This is a genomic window from Lysinibacillus sp. NPDC096212, assembly GCF_044763105.1.
GTDB lineage: Bacteria > Bacillota > Bacilli > Bacillales_A > Planococcaceae > Lysinibacillus.
Map to the genome: position 1 here is coordinate 67,608 of NZ_JBIWFQ010000003.1, position 22,914 is coordinate 90,521.

At 35.4% G+C, this 22,914-nt stretch carries 20 protein-coding genes and 1 pseudogene; 15 read left to right on the plus strand and 6 right to left on the minus strand.

Annotated features, from left to right (window positions below; genetic code table 11):
- Positions 1-165 precede the first annotated feature (165 nt).
- The 4 genes from ACIQ7T_RS03730 to hblA all read left to right on the plus strand — a co-directional run bounded on the left by ACIQ7T_RS03730 (position 166) and on the right by hblA (position 5,501).
- Positions 166-1,209: a Fic family protein gene (locus tag ACIQ7T_RS03730; protein WP_370076073.1), complete on the plus strand. Its 1,044-nt coding sequence runs from the start codon at positions 166-168 to the stop codon at positions 1,207-1,209.
- 551 nt (positions 1,210-1,760) lie between these two features.
- Entirely contained in the window at positions 1,761-3,080 is a 1,320-nt protein-coding gene (gene hblC / locus ACIQ7T_RS03735; RefSeq protein WP_370076071.1) for a hemolysin BL lytic component L2, read from the plus strand.
- Between the two features lie 53 nt (positions 3,081-3,133).
- Positions 3,134-4,366, plus strand: coding sequence for a hemolysin BL lytic component L1 (gene hblD, locus ACIQ7T_RS03740; RefSeq protein WP_402868714.1), 1,233 nt, complete (start codon positions 3,134-3,136; stop codon positions 4,364-4,366).
- A gap of 22 nt (positions 4,367-4,388) precedes the next feature.
- A complete protein-coding gene (gene hblA / locus ACIQ7T_RS03745; RefSeq protein WP_370076067.1) occupies positions 4,389-5,501 on the plus strand; it encodes a hemolysin BL binding component B in 1,113 nt (370 codons plus the stop codon).
- Positions 5,502-5,846: 345 nt separating this feature from the next.
- Here the strand turns inward: hblA and ACIQ7T_RS03750 are convergent, their stop codons facing one another.
- Positions 5,847-6,614, minus strand: a complete 768-nt coding sequence (locus ACIQ7T_RS03750) for a sulfite exporter TauE/SafE family protein (RefSeq protein WP_370076065.1) — start codon at positions 6,612-6,614, stop codon at positions 5,847-5,849.
- A 104-nt stretch (positions 6,615-6,718) separates the two neighbouring features.
- On the opposite strand from ACIQ7T_RS03750, the gene ACIQ7T_RS03755 reads away from it, so the two are divergent.
- Positions 6,719-7,603 carry a LysR family transcriptional regulator gene (locus ACIQ7T_RS03755; protein WP_402868717.1) on the plus strand — a complete coding sequence of 295 codons (885 nt, stop codon included), beginning with the start codon at positions 6,719-6,721 and terminating at the stop codon, positions 7,601-7,603.
- A gap of 171 nt (positions 7,604-7,774) precedes the next feature.
- Positions 7,775-8,170 carry a VOC family protein gene (locus tag ACIQ7T_RS03760; protein WP_402868719.1) on the plus strand — a complete coding sequence of 132 codons (396 nt, stop codon included), beginning with the start codon at positions 7,775-7,777 and terminating at the stop codon, positions 8,168-8,170.
- Positions 8,171-8,409: 239 nt separating this feature from the next.
- On the opposite strand, the gene ACIQ7T_RS03765 is transcribed toward ACIQ7T_RS03760, so the two are convergent.
- Entirely contained in the window at positions 8,410-9,267 is an 858-nt protein-coding gene (locus tag ACIQ7T_RS03765) for a LysR family transcriptional regulator (RefSeq protein ID WP_370076059.1), read from the minus strand.
- A 163-nt stretch (positions 9,268-9,430) separates the two neighbouring features.
- Between ACIQ7T_RS03765 and ACIQ7T_RS03770 the strand changes: the two genes are divergently transcribed.
- The 8 genes and pseudogenes from ACIQ7T_RS03770 to ACIQ7T_RS03805 all read left to right on the plus strand — a co-directional run.
- Positions 9,431-10,375, plus strand: coding sequence for a DMT family transporter (locus tag ACIQ7T_RS03770; RefSeq protein WP_402868919.1), 945 nt, complete (start codon positions 9,431-9,433; stop codon positions 10,373-10,375).
- Positions 10,376-10,591: 216 nt separating this feature from the next.
- On the plus strand, positions 10,592-10,816 hold the full coding sequence (locus tag ACIQ7T_RS03775) for a GNAT family N-acetyltransferase (protein ID WP_402868921.1): 225 nt from the start codon (positions 10,592-10,594) through the stop codon (positions 10,814-10,816).
- Positions 10,817-11,313: 497 nt separating this feature from the next.
- The gene (locus tag ACIQ7T_RS03780; protein WP_402868721.1) at positions 11,314-13,023 is read left to right on the plus strand and encodes a methyl-accepting chemotaxis protein; all 1,710 of its coding nucleotides are present in this window, start codon (positions 11,314-11,316) and stop codon (positions 13,021-13,023) included.
- Between the two features lie 291 nt (positions 13,024-13,314).
- Positions 13,315-14,406 carry a sensor histidine kinase gene (locus ACIQ7T_RS03785; protein WP_402868723.1) on the plus strand — a complete coding sequence of 364 codons (1,092 nt, stop codon included), beginning with the start codon at positions 13,315-13,317 and terminating at the stop codon, positions 14,404-14,406.
- Between the two features lie 272 nt (positions 14,407-14,678).
- A complete protein-coding gene (locus tag ACIQ7T_RS03790; RefSeq protein ID WP_402868923.1) occupies positions 14,679-16,040 on the plus strand; it encodes an ethanolamine ammonia-lyase subunit EutB in 1,362 nt (453 codons plus the stop codon).
- 15 nt (positions 16,041-16,055) lie between these two features.
- Positions 16,056-16,919 carry an ethanolamine ammonia-lyase subunit EutC gene (eutC, locus tag ACIQ7T_RS03795; RefSeq protein ID WP_402868725.1) on the plus strand — a complete coding sequence of 288 codons (864 nt, stop codon included), beginning with the start codon at positions 16,056-16,058 and terminating at the stop codon, positions 16,917-16,919.
- Positions 16,920-16,999: 80 nt separating this feature from the next.
- Positions 17,000-17,464, plus strand: coding sequence for an ANTAR domain-containing response regulator (locus tag ACIQ7T_RS03800; protein WP_370076051.1), 465 nt, complete (start codon positions 17,000-17,002; stop codon positions 17,462-17,464).
- A 349-nt stretch (positions 17,465-17,813) separates the two neighbouring features.
- Positions 17,814-18,085 (plus strand): annotated as a pseudogene (locus ACIQ7T_RS03805) (transposase); the annotation flags it as partial.
- A gap of 318 nt (positions 18,086-18,403) precedes the next feature.
- On the opposite strand, the gene ACIQ7T_RS03810 reads toward ACIQ7T_RS03805, so the two are convergent.
- The 3 genes from ACIQ7T_RS03810 to ACIQ7T_RS03820 form a co-directional block, all read right to left on the minus strand.
- Positions 18,404-18,856: a DUF6097 family protein gene (locus ACIQ7T_RS03810; protein WP_402868729.1), complete on the minus strand. Its 453-nt coding sequence runs from the start codon at positions 18,854-18,856 to the stop codon at positions 18,404-18,406.
- Between the two features lie 252 nt (positions 18,857-19,108).
- Entirely contained in the window at positions 19,109-19,522 is a 414-nt protein-coding gene (locus ACIQ7T_RS03815) for a hypothetical protein (RefSeq protein ID WP_402868731.1), read from the minus strand.
- Positions 19,523-19,776: 254 nt separating this feature from the next.
- On the minus strand, positions 19,777-21,057 hold the full coding sequence (locus ACIQ7T_RS03820; protein ID WP_370076041.1) for an XRE family transcriptional regulator: 1,281 nt from the start codon (positions 21,055-21,057) through the stop codon (positions 19,777-19,779).
- A gap of 542 nt (positions 21,058-21,599) precedes the next feature.
- Here ACIQ7T_RS03820 and ACIQ7T_RS03825 point away from each other — a divergent pair.
- Entirely contained in the window at positions 21,600-21,704 is a 105-nt protein-coding gene (locus ACIQ7T_RS03825; protein WP_402868925.1) for a hypothetical protein, read from the plus strand.
- A gap of 228 nt (positions 21,705-21,932) precedes the next feature.
- Here the strand turns inward: ACIQ7T_RS03825 and ACIQ7T_RS03830 are convergent, their stop codons facing one another.
- The gene (locus tag ACIQ7T_RS03830) at positions 21,933-22,898 is read right to left on the minus strand and encodes a DMT family transporter (RefSeq protein WP_402868733.1); all 966 of its coding nucleotides are present in this window, start codon (positions 22,896-22,898) and stop codon (positions 21,933-21,935) included.
- Positions 22,899-22,914 lie beyond the last annotated feature (16 nt).

Here is a 22,914-nt window from a genome sequence, read left to right on the forward strand (position 1 = left end):
TAATTTCAACGCCTTTATACAAAAATTTAAATAATAAATTAATCCTCTTTCTTTAGAAAGTTAAAGCTCTATTAAACCGGATGTTATTCGAATAACATTAGGAATTCCTAAAAACAAAAAAAATATTGTAATAGAGCATTGAGAGATAGTAACAGGAGGAACAAAATGAGAAATTATTTCGAAAATCCGTACATAAATAGTGAGCAACAACTAATAAACTTGGTCAGTGAAATTAGTGAATATAAAGGAATGTTGACCGCTTATAAAGAGCAGAGACCTGACATATTCACTAGCCTTGAAAAAGCTATACCCCTACAATACATAAAAAACTATGTTTCAGTTTATGAGGATATAAAAGTTTCAAATAAGCGATTAAAAGAACTTATTATAGATGATATGATCCCCCAATCCATTTCGGAAGATGCGATATTTTGTTATTATGAAACTTTGACTCTTGTACATAAAAAATCTTGTGCTTTTTCTATAAGTCCAGATACTATACAAGAATTGCATTTCCAATTAATTCATTATAATACCTCTGATGGAGCAAAATGGCGCCAAAAGCCATTTTCTATCCCTGGACTTCCCGAAAAAGGGATGCATACGATTTGTTATCGTCCTCTTCCACCTGAAAATATTCCATGGGCAGTAGAACAATTATGTAACCAGTACAATTTATTAAACCGTAAAAAAGAGTTGCCTACACTTATATTGATAGCTCGTTTTATATTGAATTTTTATTGCATAATTCCTTTTAGTCAAGGTAATGGTAGATTAACACTTATGTTAATGCAATTACTATTAGTAAAAAACGGACATACATTTGTAAAATATGTTTGTTTAGATGAATATATAAAGAAAAGAGAATCAGAATACTATGAAGCCATATTTAAATCATCGGTTAATTGGTATTGTAATGGGCATAATATTAGCTTCTGGTTAAAAGAGTTCTTAATTATTATTTTAGAAGCTTATGAAGATCTACATAGCAGAGTACTGGATTCTATATGTAAACATACTAAGGTAGAGCGAATTCAGAATTTTATTCATAATCAAAAACAGCCTTTTACAAAAGAATGTATTCGAAGCATTTATCCAGATATAGCTGAAAGTACTATTAGTAAAGCTTTAACTGATTTGCAACTATTAGGTGAAATCAAACTTATTTCAAAAGGGAGAAATGCGCGCTGGATGAAAGTAGAGTCTTAATCTACACTTTTTGAAGTTGGGGCTAATCAGTTTTTTCTAAACAAATCAAGAAATCTACTCTGAGAACCAATTGCCAATCTTTAATCGGCAATTGGTTTTTTAGTTTTCAAGGAATGGAAAGCTTTCCGTTAATAAAATATTCCAACGAAAGTATTCGTTTTGCCTTTTTTTACAATAAAAAACGCCCTTTCTAACATGACCAATATGTCTAAATATAGAAGATTTATTTTCTATTTCATTGGCAAAAGTATGTCAATATTGTAACTTCAATCCGCTTATTTTCACCATATTATGGCACTTTCAAGTTAATTTTGTTCATATTAATCTACTTTAAAATCAAAATTACAGCGAAAATTAACTATTTTACATGTAAAATAGATTATTTTTACTGCGATTTGCTAAAAACTGTGACTATACCTAAAATTTACATTACAGGGGAATTGTGAATTATTTTGGCAAGAATCTTTCCTGTAACTATAAGTATATTAAGGGGACTTAAGAAGTAATTACATAAATGATTTTGAAAAATATCATCTAAGGAGGTAAACAAAATGAAAAAGAAAATTATTACAGGATTAATGATGACGTCTATTTTTACTACGGGGGCTATTCCTATACATACTTTTACAACACCTATAGCTCAAGCGGAAATTCAAGAAGAGAACATAGCTATTTCCTCATCTTTAAGAAAATTAGGTGCACAGTCTAAATTGACTCAAATGTATATAGATCAGGCTTTATTAAGCCCTAATGTACAGCTAGAGGAAATACCAGCTTTAAACACAGAGCAATTTCTAATAAAACAGGATATGAAAGAATGGTCATCGGAACATTATCCAAAATTAATGCTAATAAATTCAAAAAGTAAAGGGTTTGCCACTAAATTTAATAACTATTATCCAACATTAAAAGGATATGTAGATAATAAGGACGATAAAGAAGGTTTTTTGGATAGATTAGAAGTCCTTCAAGAAATGACTATGACGAATCAAGAAAATGTGCAACTTCAGATTAATGAATTAACAGACCTTAAATTACAGCTTGAAAAAAAACTTAAAGATCTCGATACGGATGTGACAAAAGCTCAGGGAGTACTAAGTTTAGAGGGAACAGGGAAGATAGACAAGCTAAAAGACGAATTACTAGATACTAAAAAATTAATTCAAAATGATTTACAGCAAATTGCATTCCTTCCGGGAGCTTTAAATGTACAAGGACTTAAAATATTCCAAGAGATTTATAGTCTTGCAAAAGATGTTATCGACCCTGCTGCTCAAACAGCGGCGGCGGCGTATAACAAAGGAAAAGAAATTAATAAATCTATTTTAGAAGCAGAGGAAAAAGCAGAGCAAGAAGCAAAAGAAAAGGGTAAATCTGCTTTAGAGATTGAAGCTGCTAAAAAAGAAGCTCGTGAAGCAATTGAGAAAAATAAAAAAGGTGAAATTGCTGCAGCTGCAGCTACAAAAGCGAAAGAGTATGACCTTATGAAAGCAATTGACCCAGAAAAAATCAAAAAAACTTATAGTACCTTCGCTGAAGTAAATAATTTAAAGGCAGAACAACGAGCATATTTAGATGATTTGGAGCAACAAAATCAAAAATTATATGATTTAACAACGAAACTAACGATAGCAGATTTACAAAAATCAATGCTACTTCTTATGCAACATGATTTGCATACATTCGCTAGCCAAGTAGATGTAGAACTTGACCTATTGAAACGCTATAAAGAAGATTTGAACTTAATAAAAAATAGTGTCACAAAATTAAGTACTAATGCTGATACTACTGACAATACAACTCAGAAAGATACATTAAGACGATTAAAAAATATAATAAGTCAACTAGAGGAACAAGCTGATAAATTTTAATATCCTGAAATTTAAAATTATAAAAATCTATCGAAGTTTGGGAGGAAATTAATATGAAGAAATTCCCTTTTAAAGTGTTAACCGTGGCTACTTTGGCAGCGGTTATAACCGGAGCTAACAGTGGTACTATTCACGCACTTGCACAAGAACAAATCACTCAGGAACAAAAAATAGGAAATTATTATACATTAGGACCTGAAGGGCTGAAAAAAGCGTTAGCTGAAACAGGATCACATATTCTTGTAATGGATTTGTACGCAAAAACAATGATTAAACAGCCGAATGTAAATCTATCCAATATTGATTTAGGTTCAGAAGGGGGAGAATTAATCAAAAATATTCACCTTAATCAGGACCTATCTCGAATCCATGCGAATTATTGGTTAGATACGGCGAAGCCAAAAATTCAAAAGACAGCACGTAATATTGTCAATTATGATGAACAATTTAATAACTATTACGACACATTAATAGACACTGTACAAAAGAAAGATAAGGAAGGCTTAAAAGAAGGTATAGGTGATTTAATCAGTACAATTAATACAAATTCAAAAGAAGTTACAGAAGTAATTAAAATGTTAGATGCCTTCAAAACAAAACTGTATACAAATACTATAGATTTTAAAAATAATATAGGCGGTCCAGATGGGAAAGGTGGATTAACGGCAATATTAGCGGGAAAACAGGCATTGATCCCACAACTTCAAGCTGAAATTGAGAATCTACGTTCCACTCAGAAAGCCCATTTTGACAATGTATTAGCATGGTCGATTGGTGGAGGCTTGGGAGCAGCTGTTTTAGTTATTGGAACTATTGCAGGAGGAGTAGTCATTGTTGTGACTGGCGGAACTGCGACACCGGCTGTTGTAGGAGGCCTTGCAGTTCTCGGTTCAGCTGGTATTGGTTTAGGAACAGCAGCTGGTGTTACGGCTTCTAATCATATGAACTCCTATAACGAAATTTCGAATAAAATCGGAGACTTAACGATGAAAGCTGATTTTGCTAACCAAGCTGTTATTGCTCTTACTAACGCTAAAGACACTTTAACATATCTGTATCAAACAGTGGATCAAGCAATAATGTCTCTGACGAATATTCAGCAACAATGGAATATAATGGGGGCGAATTATAAAGATTTATATGATAATATCGATCAAATGCAAGAACATAAGCTCTCTTTAATACCTGATGATTTAAAGGCTGCTAAACAAAGTTGGAATGATATTCATCAAGATGCAGAATTTATTGCAAAAGACATTGCCTTTAAACAAGAAGAAAAGAACTGAAATACAGTAGGAGGAATTTAAAATGAATAAAACATCTCTTTACAAAGTACTCGCTGTATCGACGTTTTTAACTTTGACAACTACAGCTGTAGTATCTCCAGTAGCAACATTTGCTGAGACAAGTAAAATTGAGCAAACTAACAATAGTGAGACGTCTCTTTCAGCAAACGAAGTGAAGATGAAGGAAACCTTGCAAAAGGCGGGGCTTTTTGCAAAATCTATGAATGCCTATTCTTATATGTTAATTAAGAATCCAGATGTCAATTTTGAAGGAATTAAGATTAATGGCTATCCAGATTTGCCTGGTAAAATAGTACAGGATCAAAAGGATGCTAGAGCACATGCCCTTACATGGGATACAAAAGTAAAAAAACAGCTGATAGATACATTGACAGGTATTATTGAATACGATACAAAATTCGAAAATTATTATGACATAATTGTAGAGGCCATTAATACAGGAGATGGAGAGACGTTAATAGAAGGGATTACAGATTTACGAGAAGAAATTCAACAAAATCAAAAGTATGCACAACAATTAATAGTAGAATTAACTAAATTACGAGACGCTATTGGACAAGATGTTAGAGCATTTGGCAGTAACAAAGATCTTTTACAATCGATTTTAAAAAACCAAGGTGTTGCAGTTGAGGATGATCAAAAGCGACTAAAAGAAGTTTTAGAATCAGTAAACTACTATAAAAAATTAGAGTCTGATGGAATAATAACAGTATCTGTGCCCTCTATTCCGACGTGGATTGCTGGTGGTATTATGTTAGGGGTAGCAAGAGATCAATTAGGTCAATTAGAACCGTTATTAGCACAATTAAATCAGACAGTTGATTATAAAACAACATTAAATCGTGTAGTTGGAATTGCACATAGTAATATTAGTGAGATGTACAATGCACTAGATGATGCTATTAACGCACTTACTTTTATGTCTACACAATGGAATGATTTAGACTCTCAATATTCAGGCGTTCTGAGACACATCGAGAATGCATCTGAAAAAGCGGAACAAAATAAATTCAAATTTTTACTACCTAACTTGAAATCAGCTAAAGATAGCTGGGGAACATTAAAAGTAGATGCAGATACATTAAAAGCAGGGATAAAAGAGTTGAAAATATAGCCTGTTTTCAATATATATTACTATAATAGAAAAGTAGATTTGGGGAATATTTCATTTCCCAAATCAGCTTTTTTATTTTAGTTTTTTAGACTTCTTTTTTGCAATTAGAACACTTTCTTAGCAACTAGTGTAGTACTTACATGTCTAATATAGACCCGCAACGTGGTACAGAAATATTTTTATGTAAAAATCGTTCAGGCCAGACAGTTATTTTCTTTCATCATAACTAACTGCCCAACCTTTTTTGATGTAACAACCAAAATAACTTTGTGTCTTTACTTGTAAGATAAATTTACACACCATCAGATGTACCAGCCAAAGAAAGTATATTAGCCAATTAGTGTGTTATATCAATAAATCCGTTACGACCTGAACAATTAGCAAGAAAAAAATGATGGGTAATGAAATTTGAATCCATTTTGTTTTGATATAAGGAATTATTTTTAAACCTAAGAACGAGCCAACGATAGAGCCAATTGAAACAGGAATAGCGATTCCCCAATTAACAATACCCGTAAAGTAGTAAAAGAGAAATGCGCCTGTACAACTTGAAAACGTAATAATTCTTGTTAACTCAACTGCTTTTATATAGGTATATTGCTTTTTAAGATGATAGGTTACATTCATTAGGGCTGAGCCTGGTCCAAAACCACCATCATATATTGAAATCGCAAACGGAATAAGTTTATTAATTGGTTGTTCCTCTGCCTCTTTAATATCCTTTACCATAAATTTATTACTGCAAAGCACAATGAAAAATGCGAAAATTAAGAATACACAAGCTACAACATTCATGACTTGTTCTGATAATCGAGTGGCTAAAAATGCGCCCAATACACCTCCTAAACTAGATATCATAATTAAAGATGTGAATTTTTTTAAAGATAAATGTCCTTTAATTACAAACGATACGACATTTGATAGAGCTGAAATTCCTGTCGCAAATTTATTAACTGCTACAGTTGTATGTATCGGAATGCCAATAAGTAACATTGCAGGCAACAAGATAAAACCTGCAGCGCCGAAAAGAACACCAATGACTGCTGCGAGTAAGCCGATTGTAAATAAAATAAATCCATTTACTGATAACCATTCATGTAGTAAAATTTCCATCAAATCACCTCTACACTTAAATTACTGCTAAACTATATATAAAACAAATATATATAAATTGCTTATTCATAAATTTAATTTATGGATAGGGAGGAGTGAATAAAATGAATTTGCATGGATTAAGGATTTTTACGAATGTAGCAAAGCTTGGAGGAATTACCGCAGCAGCGAATAAAATGCTTCTTAGCCAACCAGCTGTCACTATTCAAATTCGGAAATTAGAGAGCGAAATAGGAACAAAATTGATTGAAGGGAAAGGACGTGGCATTCAATTAACTCCTGAGGGGAAGTTTTTGTATGAGCAGGGAATGCGTTTATTTTATTTAGAAGCACAAATTGATGAAAAGCTCGGTAAATTTTTAGCGAAAGAAGAAAAAATACATATATCTTCGTCCTATATACCGACAAACTATATACTCCCGTCTATTATAGCAGCGTATAAGCTTGCTAATCCTCACATTGAATTTTTTGTGTCGTTGGGCAATGTGAAATCTGTGGAAGATCAAGTTCTTAATTATGAAGTAGATTTTGGTTTTGTCGTACAAAATAAAATTGGTCATCCTGATTTACAGTTTGAAAAAATAGTAGATATCCCGTTTTGGTTTGTTGTTCACCCATCACATTCTTTAGCAAATCAAACTGTCTCCATTTATGAATTATCGAAGGAGGACTTTATTTATCGGGAACGAGGAAGCTCGACACTTGATTTATTGGAGTCGGTTTTTTACACGTTTAACGGTCCATTACCTAAATTAGGACTTCAAATGCAGGGCTTACATGAATCGATTAAAGTAGTAGAAGCAGGGTACGGTATGACTTTAGCACCGTCCTACAGTGTGACGGAAAGTATAGCAAATGGGAAACTAGCTCGGGTATATGTAGAACATGCAGATATTCAGCAAAGTTTATTTATTTGTACACGCAAATCAGATATAGAAGAGCATCCATTTATTCAGTATTTAAAAGATCATTTAAACACTATAAATTAACTAACTTAAATGCAATAGAACCAAAATCGGGAACAAGCATTAGAATGTTTATTCTCGATTTTTGCATATAATTTCTCTACTTTTTTATTTCCATTCCTTGTAATAATAATATATAGTAATTGTACTCAAACACAGTGAGTAATTTAATTCTTTAGTATTTAGGAGGATATCATGGGAAGATTAGTTCATTTTGAAATTCATGTAAGTGACATGGAACGTGCAAAGAAATTTTATGGAGAGGTATTCGGATGGTCATTTCAAGATTGGAGTGATTATGCAGGAATGCCTTACTTTGGAGCAGTGACTGGCAATGAAGACGAGCATGGAATCGATGGTGCTTTAATGCAACGTCAAGGTCCTTCTCCGGAACCGAACCAGGCCTTAAACGGATTTGCTTGTACAATGGGTGTGGAAAATTACGATGTAACAGAGGCTAAAATTCTTGAGAATGGTGGCACAGTGGCAATGCCGAAATATGCTCTTCCTGGAATGGCGTGGCAGGGATACTATATTGATACTGAAGGCAATATATTCGGAATTCATCAGCCTGACAAAAATGCAAAATAGCATTTGCTAAGATCAATAAAATTTACAGTCATAAGACACTCAATTGATTTGACTTTAACTACATTAAAAGACCTGAGTTTGGTATTGTACCAGCGTAGGTCTTTTAATTTTTGCCTGCATTCGTTTATGAATATATGATGGATAGGAAACAGGACGCTTGGGACTAAAACCAAGCGTTTAGCCTTTAGATACAATAACAAAGTCACTTCGAGTTGGCGCTTTCTTCGGGCTAAAAAATCCTATGTATGCTGATGCTCAGCAATTGTTTTTAAAAAACATTCCATCGAATTTGTCATATATGCATCTTTTCGTCGAATAAAGACGGTTGAAATCGTACCGTATTTTTTAGGAATTGGATGACAATAAACCTTGCCTGTTGTAGAAAGATGTTCTGCAGCCGATTGTGGTACAAGTGTAACGCCAAGACCAATGGCAACACTGTTCAAAATTGTCTCTAATATATTAAATTCCATGATTCTTTTTGGCAGTAAACCTTCATCTTTGAGCCAGAGTTCTAGCTTGGAACGATATCCGCAACCTTGATTAGAAACAAGGATTGGTGTAGACGTAAATTCCTCGATACGAAATAATTTGTTTTGTGATAGGAGAACGAGGTTTTCGGTAAATACATCATATTGTTCTAAAACTGGATGTTTAATCGGTCCAGTTATAAAAGCGCCATCTAATTGATGATCCGCTACTTCTTTAATAAGTTCCTCAGTTAAACCAGCTTGTAATGTTAAGTCTACATTCGGATAGCCCTTATAGTAAGACGCTAGAATAGTTGGTAATATACTCACTGTTTCGACTGTACCGATTTTTAAAGTACCAGTCGGTGTATCACTATCTAAAAAGACCTGTTTCATTTCTTCGACATCCAGCAATATTTTATTCACGTAAACAAGCATTTTTCGCCCTTCTGGATTTAATGTCATCCCTTTTTTATGGCGATAAAAAAGCGGCGTTTGGAGTTCTTTTTCTAATAGCTTAATACGTGCAGTTACATTGGATTGTACATAATTTAATTCTTTTGCAGCATGGCTGACGCTCCCGTAATTTGCAACGCTTTTGAAAATCTGTAAATCTCGTAGTTCCATTGAGTATACCCCCTTAAAAACTATCATTATAAATGATAGTTAATATCACTTTCAATCATTTTACGTGATGTATTTTCTTTTTTATAATTCTCATTGTGAATTTCATAGAAGTTGTATAGAAACGAGGAAAAAAACAGTGAGAAAAAGTAAAATAATAATAGGCATGCTAGCATGTTTAATTGCAAGTATGTCGTGGGGAGCCATGTTTCCAGTTGCAGATCATGCACTTGAATATATAAATCCATTCTATTTTTCAATTATTCGATATGGGGCAGTATCGATTGTATTAGTCATTTTATTATGGATGAAAGAAGGAAAAAAAGCGTTTCGCTTAGAGGGGAAAGGTAAGCTACTCGTCTTTTTGGGGATTATGGCATTTACTGTTTACAACGTGCTTGTTTTCTTAGGTCAGATGTTAATGGGGAAATCTGGCGTTATGGTGGCATCGATTATGGAAGCACTCATGCCGATGATTTCGATTGCTATTCTCTGGGGATATAAACAAGTGAAACCGAAGAAGTATATGATTAGCAGCATGATCATTGCTTTTATTGGAGCTATTTTTGTTATTACAAAAGGCGATATGAGTTTCTTTCTTACACTGAAACATAATCTAGTTCCGCTAGCATTCATTTTAATTGGAGTTGTAGGTTGGGTTATTTATACAATGGGCGGTCAAACATTTAATGATTGGTCAACTCTCCGCTATTCTACATTAACATGTGTATTTGGCACAGCTGTAACAGGTATCATCACAATGATCATCACGATGCAAGGGTATGTTTCAGTCCCAAGTATGGAAACGATTTTTGTTATTAAATATGATTTATTGTTTATGATGACACTGCCAGGTATTGTAGCATTGCTTACTTGGAATTATGGTGTGAAAATCCTATCATCCATTAATGGAATTTTATTCATTAATTTCGTTCCAATTACTACATTGGTCATTATGATGATACAAGGATATAAAATAACAGTCTTTGATATAGCAGGGACTCTACTTGTAATTTCAGCTCTTATTTGGAATAACATATGTCAGCGTAGAGAAGAAACCATGAAACCACAGGTTATACAAGAGGAAGAAAAATTACGGCAGGCTGTCTAATATTAGAAGAATTATGATTTTCTTTGCTGGCGCAATTAACTTCTAAGCATGTAGTAATTAAAATAGATTAAGCTTTTTTATAAAGAGCGTGTTTTAATCGGTTATCGATTTAAAACACGCTCTTTATTTTGTTCATTTATCATCAAGGTTAATTAATGCCCAAGACAAGGGGTAGGACATTAGTGTGGAAAATTAGTATCTAGGCCAATATACAGGATTTATTCAGATGGTAGAAACTATTGGAAATACAGGTTTATAATTGATGAGCGATATCAAGGGTGTGGCTATGGCAAGAGAACAATGAAGTTGATTGTTCAAGACATCCAGAGTAGAGATGATTGCACTGATGTCATATGGCTTGGATATCAGCCAAACAATGAGCAAGGTATACTAGTGTGGGTTTTGAAGAAGCCCGAATGGCTCCTTGGAGAGAAATGTTAGCAAAGTATAGTTTTCGTTAAAATTTCTAAGAGAGTAATAAAAAGAATGTAACTACGCTGGGGATGCCCTAAAAGTCTGCAAATGACTTTTGGGACATCCCTCTTTCTTTAGAAAAATTTTAGAAACTGTTTCTGAAGAACTACTCATTAAAAAAAATGTAGTAATTTAGGTTGATTTACTCAATTGTATTTTTTTGTCGATTTTTTGTTCAAAAATATCGAAATATGTCGTAATATATTGTGAATAGTATGAAAAATAAATTTTCTAATGTTATTGGGAGGGGCTAAAAGCAGGGGAATTCATTATTATTTTTAAGTAGGTTATCAGAAAAACGAAGAGAAAAGTCAATATAATGAAAACATAGGATTAAACAAGACAAGCAGGTTAGCTCCATGTTGTAAATAAACATGGAGGCTCGCACCTTTGATAATGTACGATTCATTGTCTTTCATTAAAATGTGCACTAAAAATTGAATTTAAAAAGGAGCGTATTAACCATGCTACGCAATCTATCTATATTTAAAAAGTTAGTCCTATTAATGTTTATAGCCATTTTAACAGTTGGTATTATTCAAGTGAATGGATATATCACGATGAAATCTTTGGAGAATAATACAGAGAATATTTTTAAAAACCGTCTAGAACCAAGTATAGTTTTGACTGATTATAGGCTTAATAATCGGGTCATTATATCAAATATGTATCGTTCTTTCCTTTCTACAGATGAATCAACTATTAAACAAATTAATAATGAAGTAATGCATGCTTTTGAAGAGAATGAAAAGAATCTTCAAATACTTAAAGAAGCCAATTTAAAATCGGATGAGGACAAAATAATAAATGAATTGGTTCAGCAATTTCCAAACTTTAAAGAAAGTATGGAGAAAGTCTTTCAACTAAGTCTTGCCAATAAGAATGAGGAAGCAATAAATCTCTTTAATTCAAGTGCTAAGCCTGTATTTGACGAAATTATGTCAAAAGGTTTGGAGCTGACAAAATTGAATAAAAAATATGCAAGTACATTGAATATGGAAAGTAAAGCTGAGGCAAGTAAAGGTATCACGATCTCCCTAATCATTTCAATTGTATTAGGAATTCTGTTTGTTGCAATCGGTTTTATAGGTGTACGAAAATATATAATTTCTCCAATTGAAAAATTAAAATTTGCTGTTCAACGAGCGGAAGCAGGAGAACTAAATTTTAGTGTAGACTATGATTCAAAGGATGAACTAGGAGTCTTAACGTCTTCATTTAGCCATATGATTGCTCAATTACGAGATCTAATTGGTCAGGTGAAACAATCATCCGAACAGATGGCAGCATTTTCGGTTGAGCTTTCGGCAAGTGCGGAACAAACGAGTGAGGCAAGTGAGCATATCGCGTCTGTTACGTTAGAGGTGGCAAGCGGCTCGGACGATCAAGTTAGAACAATTATAGAAACATCAGATGTTGTTAATCATATGGTACAAGATGTTCAAACAATAGCTAGAAATTCTACTAACGTTTCAGAGGCTGCTATCCAAGCAGAACAACTTTCAGTGGATGGAAATGATATTATTAAAACCGCTGTTCAACAAATGAACTCCATTCAAACTTCTATTGGTAGTCTAAGTAATGTAATTAGTGGTTTAGGTGAGCGTTCGGCAGAGATTGGACAAATCGTTGAAGTTATTACAGGCATTGCAGCACAAACCAATCTACTGGCACTAAATGCAGCGATTGAAGCGGCAAGAGCAGGAGAACACGGAAAAGGCTTTGCGGTCGTTTCGGAAGAAGTGCGAAAATTGGCCGAAGAATCTTCTGTATCGGCACAGAGAATCTCTGAGTTAATTACAGGAATTCAAACTGAAACGAATAGAGCGGTAGATTCTATGCAATTCACAACGAATGAAGTGGAAACAGGTATTAACAATGTAAACATCGCAGGTGAATCCTTTAAAAAAATTCAACATGCCATCAATGAGGTATCTGTTCAAATTCAAGGGGTGTCTTCATCAGTACAACAGATGGTTACAGGAGTTAATCAAATGACCAAATCTATGGAACAAATCAATGGAATTGCCCAAAGTTCTGCAGAAGGAACACAAAATATTTCAGCGGCTACAGAAGAACAGTTAGCCTCCATGCAAGAAATTACAGCATCTACTTCTGCACTTTCTAAAATGGCGGAAGACTTACAAGAAAAAACGAATATGTTCGAAGTATAATGATGACGAATTGTCCTATTAAGTGTGAAAGTGCAGCCCAGAGGTAAGGAGGCTGTTCAAAAAAAACTGTTATCTAAGGATAGCAGTTTTTTTGTTTACGTATGGGGTAAACCCTGTCATAAATTTCGTATTATTAACTACAATAACAAAAAGTGGATTTTCAGAAACTTAAAGCGCCACATAGTAGTAAATGTTTTATTTTGAAAATTCGATAACTTTGTTGTGTCACATTGAACACACTTTTTATTTTTGCTATAGTGTTTGGAAAATTGGAGAAAGGGGAGCGATATCATGATGGGAATTTTAGATTTAGAACGGTTTACAAGTTTATCAAATGAACAGTGTGAAATTATTTTAGGTATGGCTGAAAACCTTCAAATAATAGCTGATCTTTCCCAAGCAGATATTTTTATAGATTGTCTTTTGGAAGAAGATAACGCCTCTTTAATTGTAGCTGAGGCAAAGCCTACTACTATAGTATCTTTGTATAAAAATAGTATGTTAGGGCAAATTGCATATGAAGAGATGGAGCCGGGTGTTTTATTTAGTTTAAAAACTGGGAAACCACTTTTTGGATCAAGAGGCATTACCGAAGAGCGCGGAATCATGCAACAAGATATTGTTCCTATAAAAGACCTGCATGGGGAGACCATTGCGGTATTAATTAAAGAAAGAGATATCTCACAGGTAGCGCAGAATGAAAAAAATATAGAGCAGTTTATGAAAGCGGCTAATAGTGAAGACAAGCAACGTGTATTTCAATCCTTTGTCGTTCAGGAAATTCATCATCGCGTTAAAAATAATTTACAGGTAATTTCCAGTTTGCTACGGTTACAAATGCAACGTTCTCACTCGGTAGAAGTAACTGAGGTATTCCACGATAGTATATCTCGTATATCTAGTATGGCTTTAGTGCATGATTATTTGGCTCAGCGTGGAATTGATGAAGCAGATATTAAACTTTTAATACAACAAATTTCTACTTTATTAGTTTCCTCGTCCATTATTCCAGGTCAACATATTACTGTGTCTGTAGAAGGGGAATCTGTATGCTGTCCTTCAGATCAAGCAACAGCCGTAGCACTGATTGTTAATGAGTTAGTTCAAAATAGCATTAAGCATACCTTTCCTTCACGAAATTACGGGAAAATTGCTTTAAATTTGAGGCAACGAAAGCAAATGGTTACGATTACAGTAACGGATGATGGATGTGGAATTGGTGATTCTTTTTCTTTAGGTGATATATCATCTTTAGGATTACAGCTTGTAGAAATGTTAGTTGAAGAGAAGCTACAAGGAGTTTTTTCACTCCCTATTCCTGAGGAAGGGACAAAAGTTTCAATAACCTTTCCGATAGTATCTACCGTAGTTAATACTAAATGACACTAGGTCTCCTAATTAAAGCTTTAGTTAAACAGTTACAAGTTTTTTAAATCTTGAGGAATTGTATATTTTAAAATAAATATCATTTTTAATTGATGTTGTTATTGTTTTCGAACTATTTACAAAATATTTGCTAGTAGTGTAGAATGAATTAAAATAATAACTGAGGCAAAGGCGCCTTTCACGCCCGAAGAAAATTTCTTCAGGGATATGTGAAAGCGCTTTTTTTCGTTTGATTGCAATCTTTAGCATATAAAAAGGGGTGTTAAATGATGAAATTGTCCTGTGTGGTAAAAGGAACTCATTATACGTTTTCGTCGGTAAGGGAGGTACTTGCAAAAGCAAGTGAAGCGAAATCTGGCGATGTGATGGCGCGTGTAGCAGCGGTATCATCACTTGAGCGCATGGCAGCTAAAGTAGTACTTAGTGAGATGCAGCTGAAAGAAATTTATGAGAATCCGGTTATTCCGTATGAGATCGATGAAGTAACACGTTTGATTTATGATGATATAAGCGACACGATTTACAAGGATATTCAAAGTTGGACTGTCGGTGAACTGAGAAATTATATTCTGTCATCTGATACAGGTAGAGATCAATTATTGAAACTTTCTAGGGGACTAACGAGTGAAATGATTTCAGCTGTTGCCAAGCTGATGTCAAGCATTGATCTTGTTCTTGCTTCACAGAAAATGAAATATCAAGCACATTGTAATACTACAATTGGAGAGCTTGGTCGCTTAGCATTTCGTTGTCAGCCCAATCATCCAAATGATGTTCCAGAAGGAATTTTGTATTCAATCAAGGAAGGGTTGTCCTACGGAGCAGGTGATGCCGTAATCGGAATAAATCCGAATGTGGATACGGTTGAATCCGTCAAAAAACTATTGACACTTTCGCATGAATTTATTGAGAAATGGCAAATTCCAACACAAAATTGTGTTTTGGCCCATATAACAACACAAATGGAAGCTTTAAAGCAAGGGGCACCTATCGCTCTTATGTTTCAAAGTTTAGCAGGTACACAAAAAGGGAATGAAGCATTCGGTATATCTAAAAAAATTATTGATGAGGGCTATGAAATGATGGCTCGATATGGTACATCTGCAGGTCCAAACTTTATGTATTTTGAAACAGGACAAGGTTCGGAGGTATCTTTAAATGCTGATTTTGGGGTAGATATGCAAACCCTTGAATCGAGAAGCTACGGTTTTGCACGTCACTGGAAACCTTTCATGGTGAATACTGTTTCTGGTTTTATTGGACCGGAGACACTTTATGATGGCCGCCAATTAATAAGAGCGGATCTTGAAGATGGATTTATGGGGAAATTACATGGTTTACCAATGGGTATTGCTCCCACTTATACAAATCATATGGATGCCGATCAAAATGATCAGGAAGTTGCCGGTATCATAACGGCAGTAGCAGGAGCTAATTTTTACATGGGAGTACCAGGTGGAGATGATGTCATGCTGAATTATCAAGATACAAGCTATCACGATGATGCTAGTTTGCGTGAGATTCTGGGCTTACGACCACTTCGGGAATTTGAAAAGTGGTTGGAGAAAATGGGCCTAATGGAAAATGGAAAGTTGACGAAACGAGCGGGAGATTTATCAATTTTTGATTGAGAAGGGAGGAGTAAAATGGATATTCAAGAAATTGTTCAAAGAGTAGTGGAAGAAGTAAAGAAAAACATGAATTCGCCAAAAACTGAAACCAATCAAAATAAAGAAGAAATTATATATTTTCCGGAAGAACGTATAGAAGGGGTAGAGGAGCCGCATAACGCTGCATCTATTGAGCGGGCGCAAAGTATTACACCTGCGCGTATTGGTATTGGTCGAACTGGGACGCGTATGTTGACGACAAGCTATTTACAATTTTTAATTGATCATGCAGCTGCACAGGATGCTGTATTAAGAGATGTAAGTGATGATTTTCTTCAACAAATGGATTTACACAAGCTAGAAACAAAAGCCTGTGATATGAAAACTTACTTAATGGATTTAGATGCCGGTCGAAAGTTATCGGATGAATCTATTAAGTATCTTGAAAAGAACGGCGATAAAGGCAAAGAGGTTCAAATTATTGTTTGTGATGGATTGAGCTCCTTTGCGGTAGAAGCAAATGTAGTTGATTTACTGCCGGCTTTAATACAAGGCCTAAAATTAAAAAATATAAGTGTCGCAAAGCCGTTTTTTATTAAGCGAGGGCGTGTATGGGTGCAAGATGAAGTAGCTGCTATTGTTAATTGTGACCTTGTCATTTCATTGATTGGTGAAAGGCCAGGTCTAAATACAGATGAAAGCTTGAGCGCATACATGATTTATAGGCCTAATGAAAAAACAGTTGAAGCTGATCGGACGGTCATTTCAAATATCCATAAAGATGGATTGACTTCAGTTGAAGCTGGTGCCTATCTATCTGATTTAATTGAACAAATGCTTCATGCAAAGTGTTCAGGAGTTACTTTTGCTCAACAAAGAAATTTAACTTCTTTCAGCTGAAATCTCCCACCACTATAGGTAGTGAGATGAATGCGGCGTAAAGTTACTTTTCAATGGGTCCAGAAAGGTTGTGATGTTTTATGAAAAAACGGATTCTGATTGCTGAAGACGAGCCAATTATTAGACTGGACTTAAAAATGATGCTTCGGACTAACGGCTATGAGGTAGTCGGGGAAGCAGGAGATGGGGATCGAGCGATTGAACTCGCTTTTAAGTTAAAGCCAGATCTTGTGTTAATGGATATTGAAATGCCAAAAATTAATGGTTTAAAAGCAAGCGAGGTTATTGGTCGACAGCTAGATATACCAGTGTTATTGATTACTGCATACAGTCAAAAAGAATTTGTAGAAAAGTCTAAGCAAGATAATATTATGGGGTATCTAGTTAAACCCGTTTCTGAAGCTAGCTTAATTCCAGCAGTGATGATTGCACTTCAACAAGCTAAGAGGACACAGACGCTAAAACAATCTTTACAACTAACACACGAAAAAATTCAAAAGCGCAAGATGATTGAGCGAGCAAAAGGGCAACTTGATGGGAAGTAATTATCTAGGCTGTAGATATTTACATTAACCCAAAGTATTAATGGATTTTAGTTGTTGATCTTGTTAAAATATCTGTTAAATTTATGGAAAATTCTGAAATTTATATTTAATAAATACCGTAGACAGTTATATTTCACTCATCTTAAAAGAAATTGTCGTTTAACACTTCTACCATAAATACCGAAATTATAAGGGGCATGGTCACTCATTTGAAAAATAATGAGTGACTTTTTTAAAAATGACGGATTGTAATATTAAGTGCAACACCCAGAAATCAATATAAAGGAAGCCCATAACGACCCCGTGTAGAATGTAGTTACCACACCAACATTCAAACGGAGGAATCGTTATGAGCTATACCCATCTTACCATATCAGAACGTGTAAAAATAGAAACATACCTGGAACTTGATTATCCGATTCGTAAAATAGCGAAACTCTTAAATCGTCAACCTTCTACGATTTCCAGAGAAATAAAACGCCACGCCGGTAGTACAGCTGACGAAGCACAAGTACGTTACCACCAAAATAAATCCAACTGTGGTGCCAAGTATGTACGCCAAAAGTAAAAGAAGCTGTTCAAGAAAAGTTGTGGGCTACTTGGTCGATGACAAAGATTCTATATAACAATGTTTTTCAGGTGAAGAAATTAGAAATTATTGTTGATATTTATTATAGAAAGAAGGAATTAGTTTAAAATTTACTTTTGAACTAGGAGTTAATACTACGCAAGACAAAATTTGGTCATTATACGCAAATATAAATGAATGGTTTAAGTGGGAATCAGACTTAAAAGATATTTCACTAAAAGGTGAGTTTGTAAAACGAAGCACTGGAACTATAAGAGATAGGAAAGAGCGCTCACCCTTTCCTATCTCCTTAAAGGTATTTTTTCAATTGATTTGGAGAGAAAGTTAGTTGAAAACTGCTTTTCAATATTTTAGTTTAATTGGTCCATTAATTTAAACTTTACATTAGGATATATTTTATAATACATTTTCTTTTCTATTAATTTATGTGCAATTACAATAGAAGCAAATACAAAAGCGTACAGAATAAACGCCCATGGATAAGCTAAAAACCAATCAAGTACATTTTTAAAGATATCCCCTCGATCTATTACTTTTAACTTTCCTAATATCATATAAACAATAAAGACAACGATTGGTAATGCAATAACACCCGAGATAATGTTTAAAGATCGTTTTTTATTCCGAGCTTCAATAAAAGTAGGTTCATTTAAATATTCACTAACCTCCACCACTTGTTTTTCAAAGGTATCTTCACTTTTAATAGGTAAGTTATAATCATTAATTATTTTGTGAAGCTGTTTAAGTTCTTCCGCGCTAGAAAAAAATTCAACCATCGTTTTTCCGTAATTCAGTTTCCTCACTTCTTTCTCATTTAAAAATTTTTAGTGTATAGTACCATAAATGAAAGGTTGTTTCGATTTGTATGTCGATTGGGTTTTACCGAATTTTATCATTATTGTTTTTGATTAGTTTTTCATTTAGCCATAAACAAAGTTAAAAATGAAGAGGTCCGGCTACAACCCGGAGGCTAACGCTTTTCCATAAACGCCAAGCACGGTAATCATGCCAAGTGATGTTAAGATTTTTTGCATCATTATCCTCCTGGGTCAGATTCAAGTCATGAGGCCAACATAGATGAGTTCCGCCGGATTGGCCGGATGTTGTCCGAGTCCGATGTGGTCCCCGGCCAGTGGCACCTGTAATTTGGATACAAGCGTTTCGAGCGTTTTCGTATAACGGCTACCACGGGTTTCCGTCACCTCCAGCTCCAAAATAACAACAGGTTCAAAATTAATCAGTTTTCCGGTATCGCGTACCGAAAGGACGATAGCGGTAGCAGTGATAGGAACGGAACCTCCCGCGGCCATCTGCGCTTGCCTAGTCTGTTCAATGCTTTGATTTATGGCTTCGCGATGCTGCTTGGGGATGAGTCCCTTCATCATCATGCCGCTTAAGCCTTTATTTAATAATTGATCCGCTTTTTCCAAATTGTCCTGTGCATGTTTCTTTTTACTGAACCAGCCCATATGTTAAGCACCTCGCTACAATCGTATTTTTGAGTTCATCGATGTCTCTATCACAATTGTAAACAGTGGATGGAAAGGCGACAACGGGTTTGAAGGGATACAATATGGTGGCGGTAATCAACGGTTTTACTTCCGGTTTAAGGAGTAAATTTTGCGAAGATCCACCCTTTACTGCAATAAAAAGCGGAAAATCCGCCTTTAAACGTTTGGGACAGCCCATTCGTATTGCGGTTTTCCGACTGAAATCCGGTTTATTATTTGCTCCGTAGAAGGTAAACTAGCTTCTTGTAATAGGCAGCTGATTCCTTGTATTTTCTGGCATCCTCAGAGACGACGGCAAGCGACTCATATAGAGTCTCCAAGCGGTTGGTTTGCTGAATGGACTCAAAATAAGGTAAACAGGCCATGGCATGCTCCATTGAACGTTCGAACTGCCCCTGCGCAAACGAGAGTTGGCTTTGGTAGAATTGCAACGACATTTGTTGATCGGTTGTTTCGGCGCTGCTTTCAAGCTCCTTGATCATCTGCGGGAGCAATGCCCATTGCTTTTGGTTTAGTTCCAACTCGCAGCGGTAAATATCGAGCAGCGGTTGGAACTTCTGTCTAATTTCTTCTGGTTCGTGCCGAATCATTTCTTTAAAGCGGTCAATCTCCAATGCGGCTTTGTCATATTCGCCTAGCAGCGTTTGCATGATAATTCGGTTGTTCATTATGGATGTCATCATTTCGCCCTGATTGGAGGTGTAAACCAAATGTGCTTCCGCCATGGATAAGGCTAGCAGCGCTTCCTGAACAAGTCCGACCGTAAACTGATAACCGCTGTAGGTGAGATACAACCCGCTCAAACGGTGAAAGAGCCTTTGTTCATAGACATGCTTCATCATTTGCTCAAACGTCTGTTTCGCCTGATCATACTGTTTCAAATAGATAAAGGCCTCAAGCATGAAATTATGCGCCGTCAGCCATGGCTCGCTGCCTGGAGCGAGCAGTTCCGCAAGTTTTCGTGCTTGAAGCAGTGCCTCGTGGTAATGGTGTTTGGATCTGAAAAGTTGGATTTTATAATAAAACATCGCTTTTTTGGCTGGTAGGGGCAGATCATTGTCGTCAGGACGCCCGTATTTATCCAAGTAATAATTCAAATAGTTCCGGTGCAAATAATCATGAGCTACCGCGTCATTAAGCTGCTGGTAATATACGGCTTTCATTAAGGCTGTGGTCAACTCAACGGTTAAAGCATCGTCGCGGTCCGGCAGATCGTTAACCTGCTGTTCATCGATGGATGCAGTGGATTGGGATAACATTTCGAAAATGCTCTCTGCCTTTGCCAATGTATCCGGCGATTGAGATGAAGCCTGCAGCAAATAAGCAGGAGAGACGCTGAGACGGGAGGCTATATGTTCAGCCAAATCAGCGGCAAGAGTGTAACGCTCTGCGAGGATATTGGCAAAATGGGTTTGCGTCAGTAAACCTTCAACCAGCTCTTTGCGGGTGATGTTTTTCTTTTTGCACAAAAAATCGATTCGTTCTTTTAACATAGGGCGTAGAAATCTCCTTTCCGCGAAAGTTCCGTAAAAGTATACCATGAATATATAGAAAAAAAGGCTTAGAATAAGGATAAATGGGTGGAAATGCCCGCTATCGGGCACATCGATGGTCCCTCGTATGAAAATCATTCATTATACCAATTTATGGGGAAGTTGGACTTTATTCTATAGATGAAAGTAATGGTAATCATACTTGTCTCTTTATTATTTTACCTTTTATCATAAATTCGCAGTTTGTTATATTAAAAAAATATATTTGATAAAACTATAATAATACATTAAAGAGAGCATGGTTTTTATTCATGAAAAGACATGCTCTCTCTTAATAGAATGTTCACATCTGAGGCCCACGCCAAAAGTTGTGGATGATATTTGTTAAAAGTATGCCGTGTATATAGGGATCGACGCCCCCAGGAAAGCGACCAGTCGGAACGAAAATCAAAGCACAGTTTAACTGCATATTCTGCAAATAATGATGCTGTCGTTGGTTTGCTAAATCCGCTTCGCTAGAATACGTTAAAAAAGGTATTCGCATTAATGCTATTTGTCCAGGCGGTGTTCAAACAGCGTTAACAAATAGTGTTACGGAAATGTTTGAAACAACTGGCTATATTCCAGATGAACTTCCGAACATGTGAATGGGACGTTATGCATGTTAGCAGAAATGGTTGCTTTCTTAGCATCTGAACGGGCAGGAGCAATAGTTCTTGTTGATGATGGTTTAACTTTATAATAAGAAAAATCCCGAATATTGAACGTTATTCGGGATTTTTTTTCTTATCTTATGTTTTTAATTTATCCTAAAGCTTTCTATTAAACATAGTAGCGTGTTTTAATCAGTTTTCGGTTTAAAACACGCTCTTAAACTATGCTATTTTCTTTTGTTTGGATACAGGAATAGTGCGATTTAAAATACTGTTGGCTATCATTCCGATCATAATAATGATCATTCCGATTAAAGATACTCCAACTGGCCAAGAACCGTTTAAAAAAAGGATTTCACCAAGAACAGTAAAAATCATTGTTCCTGCTTGTGTTGCCTCCACTGCCCCTAACAAAGACAGGTTATTTTTCGCTAAGTCAGTAGCGAAGAAAAATGTCATTGTGGCGATAACACCCGAACATAATGCTAATAAGAAACCTTGCATCATTTGCCCAGATGTTGGTATGCCAGTTGTAGTCCAACCATAAATCGCTAATATAATACTGACAGGAAGGCTACCAATTGCCATGCCTAACACGCGTTGAAATGTATCTAAGCGACCAGCAACGACTTCCATCATTTTTCTATTACCGAAAGGATATAAGAATGCAGCGATAACTACAGGGAGGAAGCCAGATAAAAATTGAGAAACAGTAATGTCTCCAGCTTCTGTTAATTGCATACAAATGACACCCGTTAAAATAAATAAGGAAACGAGTAAGCTTCGCATAGGAATTTTACCGCGAACTCGTTTAACTCCTGACTTTGTCTCCAATGTAATAAAAAATAACGGAGATAATAGCAAACCAGCTAAAATGGTTATTTGCCATGTACCTGCGACGAGCCATGCAGGACTAAATACAGCAGCATAGCTTAATAAGGAATAAAATCCTACCCCGGCTATTGTGCCATAACCAAGCCATGCCAAAGGGTGTTTACCCATTTCTACCCATAGTTGACGAAGGTTTTTGCGAAATAGGACGATAAAGAATAAAATGGGTAAAGCGAATAAAAATCGGAAGGAAGCAGTCCAAGCCCAGCTTGTTCCTGATACGTTCATAACTCGATTTATAATAAATGTAGCTGAAAAAAACGCAGATGATAAAATACCTAATAAGATAGCACGCATTTCGTTCGCTCCTTTC